The 14,760-nt window shown below is 44.8% G+C and carries 20 protein-coding genes; 17 read left to right on the top strand and 3 right to left on the bottom strand.

What is annotated here, in order from left to right; genetic code table 11:
* Window positions 1-41 precede the first annotated feature (41 nt).
* Window positions 42-167, bottom strand: coding sequence for a type B 50S ribosomal protein L36 (gene ykgO / locus BWD121_RS06155; protein ID WP_034990194.1), 126 nt, complete (start codon window positions 165-167; stop codon window positions 42-44).
* Between the two features lie 414 nt (window positions 168-581).
* Between ykgO and BWD121_RS08310 the strand changes: the two genes are divergently transcribed.
* The 4 genes from BWD121_RS08310 (at window position 582) to BWD121_RS06145 (ending at window position 1,460) form a co-directional block, all read left to right on the top strand.
* Window positions 582-749: a hypothetical protein gene (locus tag BWD121_RS08310; RefSeq protein ID WP_158078254.1), complete on the top strand. Its 168-nt coding sequence runs from the start codon at window positions 582-584 to the stop codon at window positions 747-749.
* Between the two features lie 70 nt (window positions 750-819).
* Window positions 820-1,062, top strand: coding sequence for a hypothetical protein (locus BWD121_RS06150; protein WP_078663785.1), 243 nt, complete (start codon window positions 820-822; stop codon window positions 1,060-1,062).
* Window positions 1,063-1,069: 7 nt separating this feature from the next.
* Window positions 1,070-1,195 carry a hypothetical protein gene (locus tag BWD121_RS08630; protein WP_276290784.1) on the top strand — a complete coding sequence of 42 codons (126 nt, stop codon included), beginning with the start codon at window positions 1,070-1,072 and terminating at the stop codon, window positions 1,193-1,195.
* On the top strand, window positions 1,170-1,460 hold the full coding sequence (locus BWD121_RS06145) for a hypothetical protein (RefSeq protein ID WP_158078252.1): 291 nt from the start codon (window positions 1,170-1,172) through the stop codon (window positions 1,458-1,460). Before BWD121_RS08630 ends, BWD121_RS06145 begins: the two co-directional genes overlap by 26 nt.
* Before the next feature lie 93 nt (window positions 1,461-1,553).
* Here the strand turns inward: BWD121_RS06145 and BWD121_RS06140 are convergent, their stop codons facing one another.
* Complete coding sequence (locus BWD121_RS06140) at window positions 1,554-2,666, bottom strand: 5-(carboxyamino)imidazole ribonucleotide synthase (protein WP_078663783.1); 1,113 nt, start codon at window positions 2,664-2,666, stop codon at window positions 1,554-1,556.
* Complete coding sequence (gene purE / locus BWD121_RS06135; RefSeq protein ID WP_078663782.1) at window positions 2,650-3,165, bottom strand: 5-(carboxyamino)imidazole ribonucleotide mutase; 516 nt, start codon at window positions 3,163-3,165, stop codon at window positions 2,650-2,652. The genes BWD121_RS06140 and purE overlap by 17 nt, the downstream gene beginning before the upstream one ends.
* 419 nt (window positions 3,166-3,584) lie before the next feature.
* Between purE and BWD121_RS06130 the strand changes: the two genes are divergently transcribed.
* The 13 genes from BWD121_RS06130 (at window position 3,585) to BWD121_RS08620 (ending at window position 14,673) form a co-directional block, all read left to right on the top strand.
* Complete coding sequence (locus tag BWD121_RS06130) at window positions 3,585-3,941, top strand: hypothetical protein (RefSeq protein WP_078663781.1); 357 nt, start codon at window positions 3,585-3,587, stop codon at window positions 3,939-3,941.
* Between the two features lie 360 nt (window positions 3,942-4,301).
* Complete coding sequence (locus tag BWD121_RS08300; RefSeq protein WP_158078251.1) at window positions 4,302-4,460, top strand: hypothetical protein; 159 nt, start codon at window positions 4,302-4,304, stop codon at window positions 4,458-4,460.
* Window positions 4,461-4,802: 342 nt separating this feature from the next.
* Window positions 4,803-5,021: a translation initiation factor IF-1 gene (gene infA / locus BWD121_RS06120; RefSeq protein WP_004857577.1), complete on the top strand. Its 219-nt coding sequence runs from the start codon at window positions 4,803-4,805 to the stop codon at window positions 5,019-5,021.
* A gap of 305 nt (window positions 5,022-5,326) precedes the next feature.
* On the top strand, window positions 5,327-5,956 hold the full coding sequence (locus tag BWD121_RS06115) for a Maf family protein (protein ID WP_078663779.1): 630 nt from the start codon (window positions 5,327-5,329) through the stop codon (window positions 5,954-5,956).
* A gap of 727 nt (window positions 5,957-6,683) precedes the next feature.
* A complete protein-coding gene (locus BWD121_RS08625) occupies window positions 6,684-6,806 on the top strand; it encodes a hypothetical protein (RefSeq protein WP_276290779.1) in 123 nt (40 codons plus the stop codon).
* A 160-nt stretch (window positions 6,807-6,966) separates the two neighbouring features.
* A complete protein-coding gene (locus BWD121_RS08295; RefSeq protein ID WP_158078250.1) occupies window positions 6,967-7,119 on the top strand; it encodes a hypothetical protein in 153 nt (50 codons plus the stop codon).
* 199 nt (window positions 7,120-7,318) lie between these two features.
* Window positions 7,319-7,498 (top strand): DNA gyrase inhibitor YacG, encoded by a 180-nt coding sequence (gene yacG, locus BWD121_RS06105; protein ID WP_078663777.1) that lies wholly within the window; start codon window positions 7,319-7,321, stop codon window positions 7,496-7,498.
* Between the two features lie 533 nt (window positions 7,499-8,031).
* Complete coding sequence (gene clpB / locus BWD121_RS06100; RefSeq protein WP_078663776.1) at window positions 8,032-10,629, top strand: ATP-dependent chaperone ClpB; 2,598 nt, start codon at window positions 8,032-8,034, stop codon at window positions 10,627-10,629.
* Window positions 10,630-10,824: 195 nt separating this feature from the next.
* On the top strand, window positions 10,825-10,962 hold the full coding sequence (locus BWD121_RS08290; RefSeq protein WP_158078249.1) for a hypothetical protein: 138 nt from the start codon (window positions 10,825-10,827) through the stop codon (window positions 10,960-10,962).
* Window positions 10,963-11,805: 843 nt separating this feature from the next.
* Window positions 11,806-12,135, top strand: a complete 330-nt coding sequence (locus tag BWD121_RS06090) for a hypothetical protein (RefSeq protein WP_078663774.1) — start codon at window positions 11,806-11,808, stop codon at window positions 12,133-12,135.
* A 110-nt stretch (window positions 12,136-12,245) separates the two neighbouring features.
* Window positions 12,246-12,470 (top strand): hypothetical protein, encoded by a 225-nt coding sequence (locus BWD121_RS06085; protein WP_078663773.1) that lies wholly within the window; start codon window positions 12,246-12,248, stop codon window positions 12,468-12,470.
* A 308-nt stretch (window positions 12,471-12,778) separates the two neighbouring features.
* Window positions 12,779-14,104: a phage terminase large subunit gene (locus BWD121_RS06080; RefSeq protein ID WP_078663772.1), complete on the top strand. Its 1,326-nt coding sequence runs from the start codon at window positions 12,779-12,781 to the stop codon at window positions 14,102-14,104.
* A gap of 443 nt (window positions 14,105-14,547) precedes the next feature.
* Complete coding sequence (locus BWD121_RS08620; protein WP_276290775.1) at window positions 14,548-14,673, top strand: hypothetical protein; 126 nt, start codon at window positions 14,548-14,550, stop codon at window positions 14,671-14,673.
* Window positions 14,674-14,760 lie beyond the last annotated feature (87 nt).

Genomic DNA, 14,760 nt, shown 5'->3' with positions numbered 1-14,760 from the left:
AAAAAGCAAAGTGCCTGCAAAAACAGCAGGCTACACCATCATTAACCTTGACGCGCTCTAAACCGTGGGTTGGTTTTATTAAGGATGTAAATACGACCTTTGCGGCGCACCAACCGATTGTGGCGGTGACGTGTTTTGAGTGCTTTGAGCGAATTTTTAATTTTCATAATAATCACCGTTTATAACGCATACTCATAATATGATACCCTTTTGGTATCATCACATAGTTTCTTTCATCACCGCTTTAAAAAACACTGCGCTTCTCTCAAAGAGATAACACTATTCATCGCTAATGAATAAGAAGAAAGGTAAATTTTTAGCAGGGTGTCTTAGTTTTGTCAACTAAGCATTTGCTGTGGAATTAAGGAAAAAGGGGAGGATGTTGAGTGTATTGTTGAGCAGGGGAGGCTGGTGTGGGGTGTGAAGGCAAGGAGAGCTTGGGGACAAGTGAGGGAGGAGAGCTTGAGTGTGGGTGACAGGTGGGGTGTGCTGGTAGGGGAATTTGTGCTGGGGTAGTAAAGAGGGTGTGGGCTGCGGTGTGGTATGGGGGCAGGTTGTGGGGGTTATGTGGGTTAGTGTGAGTGGGAGGGATATTTAGGGAAGAGGGTGGGGAAAAGAGGGGGAAGTGGTGTGGGGGTGGAGAGGAGTGTTTGAGTGCGTTGGTGCGGAAGAATGGTGTGTGGGGAGGGGCTGTTAAAGGTGGTCAAGAGGCGAGAGGGTTTATGGATGGGAAGTGGGAGAAGCGTTGAGTGCACGGTGTGCTGGGTAATGGGAGGAGATAGGTTAGAAGGTAAGAGGAATGGGCTTGAGTAAAGGGGAATGCTTGGGAGGGTTGAGTGTGTGGGTGGAGAGGGGGAGTTTAGGAGAAATGGGGAAAGTAAACGAGCGTTGATGGGAACAGGTTGGTTGCATCGGTGCGGGGGAATGGTAGGGAAGGAAGATGCTGGGGATTGTTGTTTGAGAAAGCGGATTTGGAGGGGGAATGATGCGGGTAAGGGTGTTGGAAGAAGAGGACTTGGGGGAAAATTGGGGTGTGCTGATGGGGAGTTTGTGCTGGGTTGACAGAAGGGTGCGGGCTGCGGTGTGGTGTGGGGGGCAAGTTGTGGGGGTTATGTGGGTTAGTGTGAGTGGGAGGGATATTAAAGGCGAGGATGGAGAAGAGAGGGGAAGTGTGGGGGTGGAGAGGAGAGCTTGAGTGTGTTGGTGGGAGTAGGTTGGTTGTATCGGTGTGGGGGAATGGTAGGGAGAGAAGATGCTGGGGGTTGTTGTTTGAGAAGGTGGATTTGGAGGGGGAATGGTATACGAGTGGTGGAGAGAAATTGAGGGCAGGTGATGGGTGGGGTATGCTGGTGGGAAGGAAAAGCTGTGAGGGAATGGATCTGTGGATGGGGAGTGGAAGAAGCGTTGAGTGCGCAATGTGGTGTGGAGCTAAGGAGTGGGGGTTGTGTGGGTTAGTGTGAGTGGGAGGGATATTAAAGACGAGGATGGAGAGGAGAGGGGAGTGTACGTGGGTGAAGGCAAGTAGGGTTTGTGGAGGAGCAGGGTGACAGGATTTATGGGAAATGAGGAGAGGGGGTAGCTGGACCTGTTAATTGGATGACATGACCCATCTTGCGTTCTGGTTGTACAGAGTTTTTACCATATAGATGGACTGATGTGCGCTCTTGCGTGAGAAAGTGTTTAAAGTCATCCAAATTATGGCCGAGAAGGTTGGTCATTTCACAATTACTGTGGCGGTATGTGCTACCTAAAGGAAGGCCACAAATGGCACGGATATGCTGTTCAAACTGTGAGGTTATGCATGCTTTTTGTGTCCAATGACCAGAGTTGTGTACACGAGGGGCAAATTCATTCACAAGAAAACGGCCATCTGCTAAAATAAAAAATTCAATGCACAAGACACCAACATAATCAAGAGTGCGCATAACCGTAGAGCTTACCTCTTGCGCGGCTTCTTGTATGGCATATGAAACTTTTGATGGAACAAATGTTTTATGAAGAATACCATTTTTGTGCTGATTTTCAGGGCAGTCATAAGCGGCAGAAGCTCCCTGGGGTGAGCGGGATGAGAGGACTGAAATTTCCGATGAAAAGGGCACAATTTCTTCTAAAATCGAGGGCTGATAGTGAAGGGCGCTTAAAGCGGCATCAATGGCCTGTTCATTAGGGTGATGAAGAACAACTTGGTTTTTGCCATCATAGCCAAAGCGCCTTGTTTTCAAAATGCCATGTCCACCCAATGCAGACAGCCCTGAAACTAAAGAAGCGCGATTATGGACTGCATACCATGAAGCTGTGAGAATACCTTTTTCATTTAAAAAAGTTTTTTCAAGAACTCGGTCTTGCGCAATTTCCAAAGCTTTAGATGAGGGATAAAGGCGCTTTTCTTTCTCAATATAATGAGCTGTTTGGAGAGGCAGATTTTCAAATTCATATGTGACAACATCACACATTTCAATCAGACGATCTAATGCTATCTCATCATCATAAGGCGCAACGATATGATGATTGGCTGTTTGCGCTGCTGGGCAGTGTGCTTCAGGACAAAGAACAACTGTGCGATAACCAAGTTCTGCTGCTGCCATCGCTAACATGCGGGCTAATTGCCCCCCACCAATCAGACCAATCATACTTCCCGGTTGTAAACTTTCAGGAGGATGGGGCATCTAAAACCTCATTCATAGGGTATTCAGCAATATTTTCTGTTTGTTGCTTTCGCCATTCTTCAAGACGTTTAGCAAGGTTTTCATCATAAACAGCCATTACTGCTGCTGATAAAAGAGCTGCATTAATAGCACCTGCTTTGCCTATTGCCAGTGTGCCAACTGGTATGCCTGCAGGCATTTGCACTATGGAAAGTAAAGAATCTTGACCTGATAAGATACGTGATTGCACGGGAACGCCAAAAACAGGCAATGGAGTTAAGGCTGCAAGCATGCCGGGAAGATGTGCTGCACCCCCAGCACCTGCTATCAAAACTTTAAAGCCTGCTGCTTTTGCCCCTTTCGCAAAGTGATAGAGCCGGTCAGGGGTGCGATGGGCGGAAATAATCTGTGAGACATGAGAAATGCCAAGCTGTGTTAAAATATCCGCGCTATGGCGCATTGTTTGCCAATCTGATTGGCTGCCCATTACAATCGCGACGTCAAATGCGTGTTTGGCCATTCCACATCCTTTTTGTTGCCAGACTTTATGTATTGTCAAAGAAATTCACTTTCTTAACTTTTTAAAAGTTTGCCATTTTAAAAGTTTTCCATTTTTTTTGCAAAATTAATTTTTACACAGTCAGAGTAATTTTTTGTAAAGTTGAATAGTAAGAGTCGACGGTTTTTCTTCAATTGACTCATTTCGGGTTGTACTTTGTGAGAAAGAAATAAAGGTAAGGTAATGGGGCAGGGAGTTAAGGTTTTATCGGGTGATGGGAGTGTATGCGGTGTGCGATAGGAGTTTGGGGATGTTTTTGGTAGGTTTAGGAGGAGTGTAGGAAGCAAGCGTTGGTGGGAGCAGGTTGGTTGCGCTGGTGTTGAGATATGTATGCTGGGGTGGATGCTGGGGACTTTTGTTGAAGGGGATGGGGTTGGGAAATGATGTGTGTAGTGGTGAAGGAGAGCTTGAAGACGGGTGTATGCTGGTGTGAAGGGAAAGCTGTGAGGGAAGGGATCTGTGGATGGGGAGTGGAAGAAGCGTTGAGTGTGCGATGTGATGTGGGGTTAAGGAGTGGGAAGGATATTGGGGGAATGCTGGGGAGGGAGAGGGTATGGGGCGTGTGTGGTGAAAAAAGTGAAACTGTTGGGAGGGTTGAGAGAGTGTGTGGAGGTATGTATGTTGGGGCGGATGCCGGGGACTTTTGTTGGAGGGGATGGGTTTGCGAAAATGGTTCTGGAGGCAGAGTGATGTGCAAGTTAAGGGGAATGTTGGAAAGAGGGGAGATTGGGGATTGAGGTTGTAGGGTGAGTGTTTGGGAGAGAAGCGTTGGGTGCCTGTGTGGGCAGTGCGAGTAGGAGAGGGATAAGGTGAGAGCAAGGTTGTGGAGAGGGCATATGGATAGGAAGAGAGAGGGTGGATATTGGGGGTAGGGATGTTTAGGAGGCAAGTGTTGGGCTGTTGTATAGGGCAGTACAGGTGGGAGAAGAGGAGGATGAGAAGGAAAAGCTGCAAGGGGAAGGTTTGTGGGTGAGAAAAGTGGAAACTAGAGGTGTGTGGTGAATGTTGGGTGATGGGCTAAGTTTGTTGTTGTGGAAGGGTGTTAGAGGAAGAAGCGTGAGAGAACTGGAATATGTCTGGGAGGGTGGAGAGAGTGTGTGGAGGAGATTGGTTGCATTGGTATTGAGGAATGCTGGGGAGGATGCCAGGGACTTTTGTTGGAGGGGATGGGGTTGCGAGGATGGTTCTGGAGGCAGAGTGATGTGCAAGTTAAGGGGGGTGTTGAAAAGAGGGGAGATTGGGGATTGAGGTTGTAGGGTGAGAAGCAGTTAGAAAATGGGATTTGCAAAATGAGGCAGGAAAGGGAGAAAAGTGTGATTTTAAAAACCTAAGCTCTTAATCAAAATAGGCGAGAAAACCTTAAATCAAATATGATTGTTAATATATGATTGTTAATAAATGCAAAGGAAAATCTCATTCTTTGTTAAATCCCTGTTCACAAAACCGTAAAAATACGATATGAGTACCCTCCAATAATTTGCGATGTATAAGTAATCAATAAATTTACATTAAATTTGCATTATAAAGTCAGTAAAATAAAAATAAAGTCAGTAAAATAAAATCCAATCAATTCATTATATAAAGAAAGCTTTTTATTTATGTCCAAAGAAGAAGTTTTGGAATTTTCTGGTATTGTAACCGAGCTCTTGCCTAATGCAATGTTTCGCGTAAAACTAGAAAATGATCACGAAATTATTGCTCATACCGCTGGAAGAATGCGTAAAAACCGTATTCGTGTGTTGGCTGGTGATAAGATTATGGTTGAAATGACCCCTTATGATTTGACAAAAGGGCGTATTACGTATCGCTATAAATAAAGGGATACGGGGGCCACTTTTTTAAAACTTTCCTATTGCTTCAATAAAAGTTCGTAAAGTTGTTCAAAAATACAGAAATTTCAGAACAATTTGATGCATACGTTTAAAAAATTTCCAAGTTGTTGATGGGAACAAAGCGAGCTTATAAGCAAGGTGAGAGTGCGACATACGGTGTCACACAATAAAGTTTGAAAGTTTGGTGGTTCCAAAAAGTCTTAGCTCTAAAAGGCTCCTTTTGTAAGGGAAAGAGTGTCAAAGTAAAGTCAGGTGATGCGTTTTAACGCAATCTCAAAGGGGTTTTCGCTATGGAAATCGATTTGGTACTTGCTTCTGCTTCTCCGCGTCGTTTAGAACTTTTAGCGCAAATTGGTGTTAATCCAAGCCGAGTTTATGCGGCTGCGATCGATGAAACGCCAAAACCAAAAGAGCATCCTGCTCATCTGGCTAAGCGCTTGGCATGTGAAAAAGCACTCAAAGTTTATGAAAGCCTGTTATGTTCTGATCATGTTAGCGAACATGCTCTGTTGTCGAAAAAATGTCTGATTTTGGCTGCCGATACTGTTGTTGCTGTTGGACGTGTTATTCTTCCTAAACCGAGTGGAAAAGAGGAAGCTTGTAAATATTTGAGCTTTTTATCTGGGCGTTCTCATAACGTATATAGTGCTGTTTGTGTTGTGAATGAATGTGGGAAAAAAACTGTTCAATTGGTCAAAAGCTGTGTTCGTTTTCGATGTTTGACCCCTTCAATAATTGAGGCTTATTTAGCTTGCCAGGAATGGGAGGGAAAAGCTGGTGGTTATGCTATTCAAGGTAAGGCTGGGGCTTTTGTTACTAATATTTCTGGTTCTTATTCCAATGTGGTTGGTTTACCATTGGCGCAAACAATGGATCTTTTAATATCTTATGATTACCCTGTTTTCTCCAAGTGGGCTTAAAATATACCTTGAAAATGAGGAGGCTAAGGTGCTGCTTAGATAGCGTAAAGTAGTATGGGGCAAGAAGGTGTTGTGCGGTGAAGAGTGGTGCATGTGAAAGGGAGATGATGTATGGGAATAAAGGGAGAAGGGAGGTATGTGAGTGAAGGAGAGGCGTTGAGTTGGGGTGTGAGGAAGAGGTGTTGTGTGGTGAAGAGGGGGATGGGGTATGTGAGGTTAGTGCGAGTGAAAATGATGGTATTGAAGGCAAAGTTGTGGGAAGGTGTTGAAGGTGGTGAAGGCTGGAGAGGGCTGTAGATGAGAGGGGGAGCACTAGAGATGTATGATGTGTTAGGAGCTTTGTAGGAAAAGGCAAGAGAGAGCTGGGAGTGTGTTTGGAAGGGGTAGAGTGTTCTCTGTGGAACAGGAGGTGGTTGCTACCGGTGTGGTGGAATGCTGGAGAGAAGATGCTGGGGACTTTGGTTTGAGAGGGCAGATTTGGAGGGGAAATGATGTGCGGGTAAGGGGGTATTGAGAAGAGTATGGTGTTGAGTGTGAGTTCTGTGTGGGTTAGTGAGTAGTGCTACCAAGAGAATGCTGGGGGTAAAGGTTGTGGGAAGGTGTTGAAGGTGGTGAAGGCTGGAGAGGGCTATAGATAAGAGGGGGAGCACTAGAGATGTATGATGTGTTAGGAGCTTTGCAGGAAAAGGCAAGAGAGGGCTGGGAGTATGTTTGGAAGGGGTAGAGCGTGCTTTGTGGGATAGGAGGTGGTTGCACTAGTGTGATGGAATGCTGGGGAGGAGATGCTGGGGGCTTTGGTTTACGAAGGTGGATCTGGAGGGGAAATGATGCACGGGTGAGGGGGCTTTAGGGGAAGAGGTAGGACAGAGCTGAGAAGGGTATGCTCTGTGGAGTAGGTTTAGGCACGGTATAAGAGGAGAGGCTAGGGTGTGAAATGACGGGGACAAGGTTAGGTACGTTGGTGGAGGGTGTAAAGAGGTGGAGGTGCTTTTTGTGAATTTAGGAGGTGCGTGGGAAGCAAGCGAGAGTTGGTTGGGAGCAAGTCGATTGGCATTGGTATTGCTGTGGGTGAATGCTGGGGAGGAGATGCTGGGGGCTTTGGTTTGAGAGGGTGGATTTGGAGGGGAAATGATGTGCGTGTTAAGGGAGTGTTGAAAGGATAGGCGTTGAGTTGGGGTGTGAGGAGGAGGTGTTGTGTGGTGAGGAGGGAGATGGGTATGTGAGGGTGGTGCGAGTGGAAATGGTATTGAAGGCAAAGTTGTGGGAAAGGTTTGTAGATGAAAGAGAGAGGATGAATTTGAGAGGGTGAAAAGAAGGGGGATGATTTATAAGGGGAAGGGAAACGTATAAAAAGGAGAGACGATGCAGGAGCAATCAACACCACGGCGCCCATCACGCCCTTGTCCAGAATGTGGAAAAATGTCACAGCGCGATTCTTATCCTTTCTGTTCGTCACGATGTCGGGCAATTGATTTAAATCGGTGGCTTTCAGGTGCTTATATTTTACCGCCACCACCACACAATACAGATGAAAAAGAATAAAAGGTGGGCAAAAAAGTTACGCCGTTAATGGAGTAGTTACATCACTATAATGGAAGTAAGTGATGGATTAGGATAAGGATTAGGATAAAATAAAATAGCGTAAAAGTGGAATAGAGTAAAAATTGAATGAACTAAAAATAGAATAGCTTAAAAGAAACGTTGTAAAATAAAGAAGCGTGGTGACATAAAGAAGCATAGCGGAATAAAAGAAATGTAAAAAGTGTAAGAAAACTTGAGAAAATTGCACTTCTTATGTGTGTTATCATGCTTTAAATAATGCTGTTTCTTACTTTCTTTTTGTTATACTTATTATTTGCCCGCTTTTTGCCATGATTAACGTGTTTCCCTCTTGCCATGATTATTGTGAGAACCCATATTTAAATGTGTGATAATTTGGTTACAGTGTATTCATTTGTTACAGTGGGTGATTGTTCATTGTGTTATATGAGCAATTAGAGTGTGGTTCTAAGAGAGATCTTTTGAGGTGATGTCTTCAAGGATGGGCATGTAAGAGCGCAAGAGAAGGGAAAACAATGAACGTGGATAAATATAGCGAACAGCTACAAATGTTTCTACAAACAGCACAAGGTAGTGCTCTTGCTTCTGATCATCAGCAATTTATGCCTGAGCACTTGTTGAAAGCGCTATTAGAGGATAGTCAAGGTTTGGCTATTTCTTTGATCCAAAAAGCTGGAGGTGATTTGCCTGCACTTAAAGAAGCGCTTAAAGCGGCGCTTGAGGCTTTGCCTAAAGTGCAGGGCGGAAATGGCCAGCTCTATATGTCGCAACCTTTGGCGAAAGTTTTAAAAATGGCTGAGGATCTGGCACAAAAAGCTGGTGATCAGTTTGTGACTGTGGAGCGTGTGTTGCAAGCGCTTGTTATGGAGAAAACGGCTAAAACTGCCGATATTTTATCAAATGCAGGGGTGACACCACAGGTTCTCAATCACGCGATTAATGCAATGCGAAAGGGAAAAACGGCAACAAGCCCGCATGCTGAAAGTCAATATGATGCTTTGGAAAAATATGCGCGCGATTTGACAAAAGATGCACGGGAAGGGAAACTGGACCCTGTTATTGGTCGGGAAGAAGAAATTCGTCGGGCTATTCAGGTTTTATCACGCCGGACTAAAAATAATCCTGTTCTTATTGGGGAACCTGGTGTTGGAAAAACTGCAATTGTTGAAGGTTTGGCACTGCGTATTGTTAATGGGGATGTTCCTGAAACATTGCGTGATAAGCATCTTTATGCACTTGATATGGGAGCGCTTATTGCGGGGGCAAAATATCGTGGTGAATTTGAAGAACGTTTAAAGGCTGTTTTATCAGATGTGCAAGCTGAAAACGGGCAGATCATTTTGTTTATTGATGAATTGCATAATCTTGTTGGTGCTGGGAAATCTGACGGACCTATGGATGCTTCCAATTTGCTTAAACCTGCTTTAGCACGGGGGGAGCTCCATTGTATTGGGGCAACTACGCTTGAGGAATATCGCAAATACGTAGAAAAGGATGCTGCTTTAGCACGCCGTTTCCAGCCTGTTTTTGTGCCTGAGCCGACACTTGATGATACGATTTCTATTTTACGTGGGATTAAAGAAAAATATGAACAGCACCACAAAGTGCGCTTGGCTGATAGTGCTTTGATTGCTGCTGCACGTCTTTCAAATCGGTATATTACTGATCGCTTTTTGCCCGATAAGGCGATTGACCTTATTGATGAGGCGGCGGCGCGGTTGCGTATGCAGGTTGATTCCAAGCCCGAAGAGCTTGACCATATTGACCGGCGAATTTTGCAGTTAAAGATTGAGCGAGAAGCTTTGAAAACGGAAGTTGATCCTACAGCAAAAGAGCGTTTGCAAACGGTGCAAGCTGAACTTGATACATTGGAAAAACAATCTTCTGAAATGACGCAAGCTTGGCAGGCTGAAAAACAAAAATTGGGGCATGCTGCTGATTTGAAAAAAAGGCTCGAAGAGGCACGAAATGCTTTGGCTATTGCACAGCGCAATGGGCAGTTTCAACAGGCTGGGGAATTAGCCTATAGTGTGATCCCTGATCTTGAAAAACAACTAAGTGCCGCTGAAAATGATGAACAACGCAACAATTTGATCGAAGAAATTGTGATGGCTGAACATGTGGCACAGATCGTTTCACGCTGGACAGGGGTTCCTGTTGATCGGATGCTCGAGGCAGAACGTGAGCGGTTGTTACGTATGGAAGATGAGATCAGCCAACGTGTTGTGGGACAAAAAGATGCTGTTCAGGCTGTGGCCCGTGCTGTGCGCCGTGCCCGTGCTGGATTGCAAGATCCCAACCGGCCTATTGGGTCTTTCATGTTTTTGGGACCAACGGGTGTTGGAAAAACCGAATTAACAAAGGCGCTTGCGGCTTTTTTATTCCAAGATTCTAACGCAATGTTGCGCATTGATATGTCTGAATATATGGAAAAACACGCCGGTGCACGGCTGATTGGTGCGCCCCCTGGATATGTTGGATATGAAGAAGGCGGGGTGCTGACAGAAGCTGTAAGACGCAGACCCTATCAGGTTATTCTTTTTGACGAAATTGAAAAAGCACATCCTGATATTTTTAATCTCTTATTGCAGGTGCTTGATGAGGGGCGTTTGACCGATAGCCAAGGGCGCACAGTTGATTTTCGCAATACCTTACTTATTATGACTTCTAACCTTGGTGCTGATATTTTAACGGCTCTACCGGAAGGACAAACAACCGATGCGGCTAGAGATGATGTTATGCGTATTGTTAAAGCGGCATTCCAGCCCGAATTTTTAAACCGAGTTGATGAGATTATTCTCTTTGAGAGATTGCAGCGCAAAGATATGGAAGCGATTGTTGATATTCAGATCAAACATTTACAAAATTTACTTGGTGAGCGCAAAATTACAGTGCAGATCGAACAGGAAGCGAAAGAATTTTTAGCCAATAAGGGTTATGATCCGCTTTATGGAGCGCGGCCTTTAAAGCGCATTATTCAAAAGGAAATTCAGGATCCTTTGGCTGAAGATATTTTGCTTGGGGCTATTGGTGATGAAACAACAGTTGCTATTACAAAAACTGGTGATCGTTTGACTTTTTCTCCCATTACGGGGCAGCCCACAAGTGCTTAGAACCAAAAGAGAAAAAGTTAATAAGAGTTGACAAGGTGAACGTAAACTGATACTATTATAGCATAATCACAATTGTATCTCTCATCCATAAATGTTTGAAAATAGGTTTTCGTGGTGATGGTATCTGCCGTGTTATCTACCGCGCAGGGGTGTTGCGTGGTGTGATTGTGGTGGCGATAATATAAGCGAGATTTCATGAGACATGGTGATTTTATGACAAATGTCGATGGAATGTCGGTAATATGGAGCTATCAAGAGTGTGGGGACTGTCGGCGGTGTAGGAGGGATATTGTCTGTGCGGGGGTGTTTGACGATGTTGAAGGTGCCCGGTAGGTTTTGTGCCTTTCTTGTGAGAAGAGGCTTAAGAGGTGATCATGAGGGGGAAGTTGCAAAAGGTGAGTTGCTTGGTCATCGGCTTGTTATTTGGGTGAGAGTTTTTTTAAAGTAAGAGCTTTTTTGAATAAGTTAAGAGCTTTTTGAAGGTGTTTGGAACAGACGGGGCAGAGAGGTTTTAGTGGCTTATGTCTGGGGTTTGTTCCTTGTGTTTTGTGCGTGGTGTGTTGAGAGCTTTTCTCGTCATTTTGAATTCATCGTGTTTTGTAGTTTGCGTGTCATTTTTGATTAGGTTTTGCACTTTTCTTGTTGTTTGAGTGGGATATTTTTTATGGCTTTGCGTGTAATTGAGCTTGTGTTTTTCTTAAATTTTTCTGTGATGCGCTGATAGTTTTGCCCCTGATGAGAGTGTTGTTTACTTGTCATTTGAGTGTATCTCATGTGGATTGATGGGGGAGATTATTGGTAGTGGCGAGATTAATGAGGAGAAATGACTGAAGTGGTTTTTCAGATCTTTGGGTGTAAGGTGCCCTGAGAGGGCATTTTTATATGGTCATTTCTTTGTGATATTATTGGTGGGGCGTGTTATTGATACGATATGTTGTTGAGAACATGAAATAAAATGGGCTTTTCTTTGTGGTTGAATGGTGGCCATTCTTTATTGTGGGAAGTCATTATTGTTAGCTGTGATAGAGTCCTTCTTTTTGGAATATTAGAACGCTTACTGATTTTTGATTGGTGTTGGGCTTCGAGCTTTTTACATAAATAAATGAGTGAGTGGCTTGTGTTAAGATTTATAGGGACTGCAATAGATTTGTTTATAGTCAATAAAGGAATGTTAACGTGACAAACCAACAGTGTGTGCCTGTGCGTGGAAGAGGGCGGCCTAAAGGCTCATTGAATAAAAACACAAAATTACTCAAAGATGCTCTTTTGGCGGCTGCTACGCAAGCAGGAGATCACTATGGTCATGATGGCTTGGTGTCTTATCTTGAATATCATGCGATTAATAATCCGGTGTCTTTTTTCTCGCTTTTGGCAAAGGTTTTGCCTTTGCAAGTAAGTGGAGAAGGAGGGAGTGATGTTAAAACAGTGTCGCGTGTTGAAATTGTGCCGGTAGCTCCTAAGGCTGAAATAACGGATGATCGTAAGACATCTGTTTTCGATGTATGACATTCTAAAAATTTTTTCTCTGTTGGTTGTGGGTGTTTTTGTTGGTCGTGGGTTTGTGTTCAGTTTCTTGTGCATTTTAACACTAAGTTCTGTTTTTTTATGTGGAGCTCTTGGTTGATGGTGGGGCAGTGATTTTTCGGTGCAGCCAGTTTGATTGGCTTGCAGTGGAGAGTGGGTTTAGTGAAGAGAGCTCGCGTGGCGGGGGGAAGTTTTGTGTAGTTGGTGAGGGTTTGTGCGTGGTGGAGGAAACCTGTGTGCGGTTAAGAGGGGTAGCGTGGCATAGTGAGGAAGGCCATGTGGTGAGGAAAAACCGTGTAGTAGCGAAAAGGCTCTGATGTGGTTGGTGAGGGTCTTGTGTGACTGGTGAAGGTCTGTGCGGTGAAAAGTTTTGTGTGGTGAGGAGAGAACCTTGTGTGGTGAGGACGCTCACCATGACGGGGGAAGTTTTGTGTAGTTGGTGAGGGTTTGTGCGTGGTGGAGGAAACCTGTGTGCGGTTGAGAGGGGCAGCGTGGCATAGTGAGGAAGGCCATGTGGTGAGGAGGGCTGTGCCCTCATGAGGCCCTCATGGGGGGATGGAATGGTACTGTGCTTGATCTGCTGTGGGGTTGGCTTATTCTTATGATGTTACAGTGATATCTCGTAATGACAACTGTTCAAATTGCTCTTATTCCGAAATTGATTCCTGTTTTTTCTGGTCAGGCTGATGTGCGTGCTGCTTGGGGAGGACGTGGATCTGGTAAAACACGTTCTTTTGCCCTAATGTCGGCTGTGGTTGGATATCGGCATGGGAAGGCAGGGGAGAGAGGCATTATTTTATGTGCAAGACAGTTCCAAAATTCGCTGAATGAAAGTTCGCTAGAAGAAATTAAACGTGCTATCGAATCCTACAGTTTTTTGAGAGACTATTATGAGATCGGTGATAAATACGTTAGATCAAAAGATGGACGTATTGTTTATGCATTTGCTGGTTTAGATCGCAATATTGCAAGCATTAAATCAATGGGGCGCATTCTGCTTTGCTGGGTTGATGAGGCTGAGCCTGTTACTGAGGCTGCTTGGCAAACATTGATTCCAACTTTGCGAGAAGAAGGGGAAAATTGGCATTGTGAATTATGGGTTACGTGGAACCCTTTACGCGAGAATGCCCCTGTTGAAAAGCGATTTCGTACTGTGAAAGACCCTCATATCAAGGGAGCTGAAATCAATTGGAAGGATAATCCTCAATTTCCTGAGAGGCTCAATCGTGCCAGGAAAGCTGATTTTACGCAAAGGCCTGAGCAGTACAATCATATTTGGGAAGGAGAATATTTACAGGCTGTGCAAGGGGCATATTATCAAAAATTATTGCTTGAGGCTGAGCAGGAAGGACGCATTACTCATGTGCCGCGTGACCCGCTCATTCAGATCAAGATCTTTTGGGATATTGGTGGAACGGGAGCAAAGGCTGATGCGACAGCTTTATGGGTTGCGCAATTTATTGGGCGCGAGATCCGTGTTCTCGATTATTATGAAGCACAAGGGCAGCCTTTATCCGAGCATATTGGATGGATGTGCCAAAGGGGATATGACAAGGCTTTAATGGTTTTGCCCCATGATGGGGCGACAAAAGATCGCGTTTGTAATGTTAGTTTTGAAAGTGCTCTCCAACACGCTGGTTTTCAGACCAAAATTATTCCAAACCAAGGCGTGGGTGCTGTCAAAATGCGTATCGAGGCTGTAAGGCGTTTATTTCCAGCTATATGGTTTAATCGTGATACAACAACAGCAGGACGAAAAGCGCTTGCGTGGTACCATGAAAAACGCGACGAACAGCGTAATATTGGTTTGGGTGCTGAACATGATTGGGCAAGCCATGGGGCTGATAGTTTTGGGTTGATGTGTGTTGCTTATGAACAGCCCAATATTCGACCGCGAAAAAATGTTTATCGTTCTTCTCAGAGTTCTTCAACTTCGTGGATGGCTTTTTGAGCGCATGGATTCTTTGAAACGCATGGGTGATTTGAGGGGCTTCATGGGTGTTTTGAGGCGTATGAAGGGTTGAAGGTTTGTAAGAGGGATGAGAACGCCGCGAGGGGAGTAACCGTGAAGGTGAGATTTGAGTTTGTGAGGGGGATAACTGTGAAGGCATGATTTGGGCTCGTGGGAAATTGAGGCCGGGAGAAGAGTTGAGGTTCTGAGGGGTTTTATGGATGTATTGTGTGGCTTATGGGGGCTCTTGGGGGGGCTTCATGGGTGTTTTGAGGTGTATGAAGGGTTGAAGGTTTGTAAGAGGGATGAGGATGCTGCGAGGGGAGTAACCGTGAAGGTGAGATTTGGGTTTGTGAGGGGAGATAACTGTGAAGGCGGGATTTGGGTTCGTGGGAAATTGAGGCCGGGAGAAGAGTTGAGGTTATGAGAGAGGAATTGAAGATATGAGGGTTCGTGGATGTATTGGGTGGCTTTTTAAGCTTATAGGTGTTTTGAAGCACATGGGTGTTTTGAATGATATGAGGGGGGTGAAGACCACGAAGGGGAAAAACCGTGAAGACGAGGATTGAATTTGTGAGGGGTTAAGGTTTGTGCGGGGTTTTGCACATTGTAGATGAATTTACCATCGTGGATGGTTTTTAACATTATGGGTGATT

The organism is Bartonella sp. WD12.1 (genome assembly GCF_002022415.1).
In the GTDB taxonomy this organism is placed as follows: Bacteria; Pseudomonadota; Alphaproteobacteria; order Rhizobiales; family Rhizobiaceae; genus Bartonella.
The sequence above is the reverse complement of the archived record's forward strand: the minus strand, read 5'-3'. Positions and strand labels throughout refer to the sequence as shown.

What these genes read in the sequence shown, in the direction of transcription:
- purE (WP_078663782.1), bottom strand. Translation starts at nt 3,165, where the DNA reads ATGGCCAAACACGCATTTGACGTCGCGATTGTAATGGGCAGCCAATCA.
- ykgO (WP_034990194.1), bottom strand. Translation starts at nt 167, where the DNA reads ATGAAAATTAAAAATTCGCTCAAAGCACTCAAAACACGTCACCGCCAC.
- BWD121_RS06150 (WP_078663785.1), top strand. Translation starts at nt 820, where the DNA reads ATGCTTGGGAGGGTTGAGTGTGTGGGTGGAGAGGGGGAGTTTAGGAGA.
- clpB (WP_078663776.1), top strand. Translation starts at nt 8,032, where the DNA reads ATGAACGTGGATAAATATAGCGAACAGCTACAAATGTTTCTACAAACA.
- infA (WP_004857577.1), top strand. Translation starts at nt 4,803, where the DNA reads ATGTCCAAAGAAGAAGTTTTGGAATTTTCTGGTATTGTAACCGAGCTC.
- BWD121_RS06115 (WP_078663779.1), top strand. Translation starts at nt 5,327, where the DNA reads ATGGAAATCGATTTGGTACTTGCTTCTGCTTCTCCGCGTCGTTTAGAA.
- BWD121_RS06140 (WP_078663783.1), bottom strand. Translation starts at nt 2,666, where the DNA reads ATGCCCCATCCTCCTGAAAGTTTACAACCGGGAAGTATGATTGGTCTG.
- BWD121_RS08290 (WP_158078249.1), top strand. Translation starts at nt 10,825, where the DNA reads ATGAGACATGGTGATTTTATGACAAATGTCGATGGAATGTCGGTAATA.
- BWD121_RS06130 (WP_078663781.1), top strand. Translation starts at nt 3,585, where the DNA reads ATGATGTGTGTAGTGGTGAAGGAGAGCTTGAAGACGGGTGTATGCTGG.
- yacG (WP_078663777.1), top strand. Translation starts at nt 7,319, where the DNA reads ATGCAGGAGCAATCAACACCACGGCGCCCATCACGCCCTTGTCCAGAA.
- BWD121_RS08620 (WP_276290775.1), top strand. Translation starts at nt 14,548, where the DNA reads ATGAGGGTTCGTGGATGTATTGGGTGGCTTTTTAAGCTTATAGGTGTT.
- BWD121_RS06080 (WP_078663772.1), top strand. Translation starts at nt 12,779, where the DNA reads ATGACAACTGTTCAAATTGCTCTTATTCCGAAATTGATTCCTGTTTTT.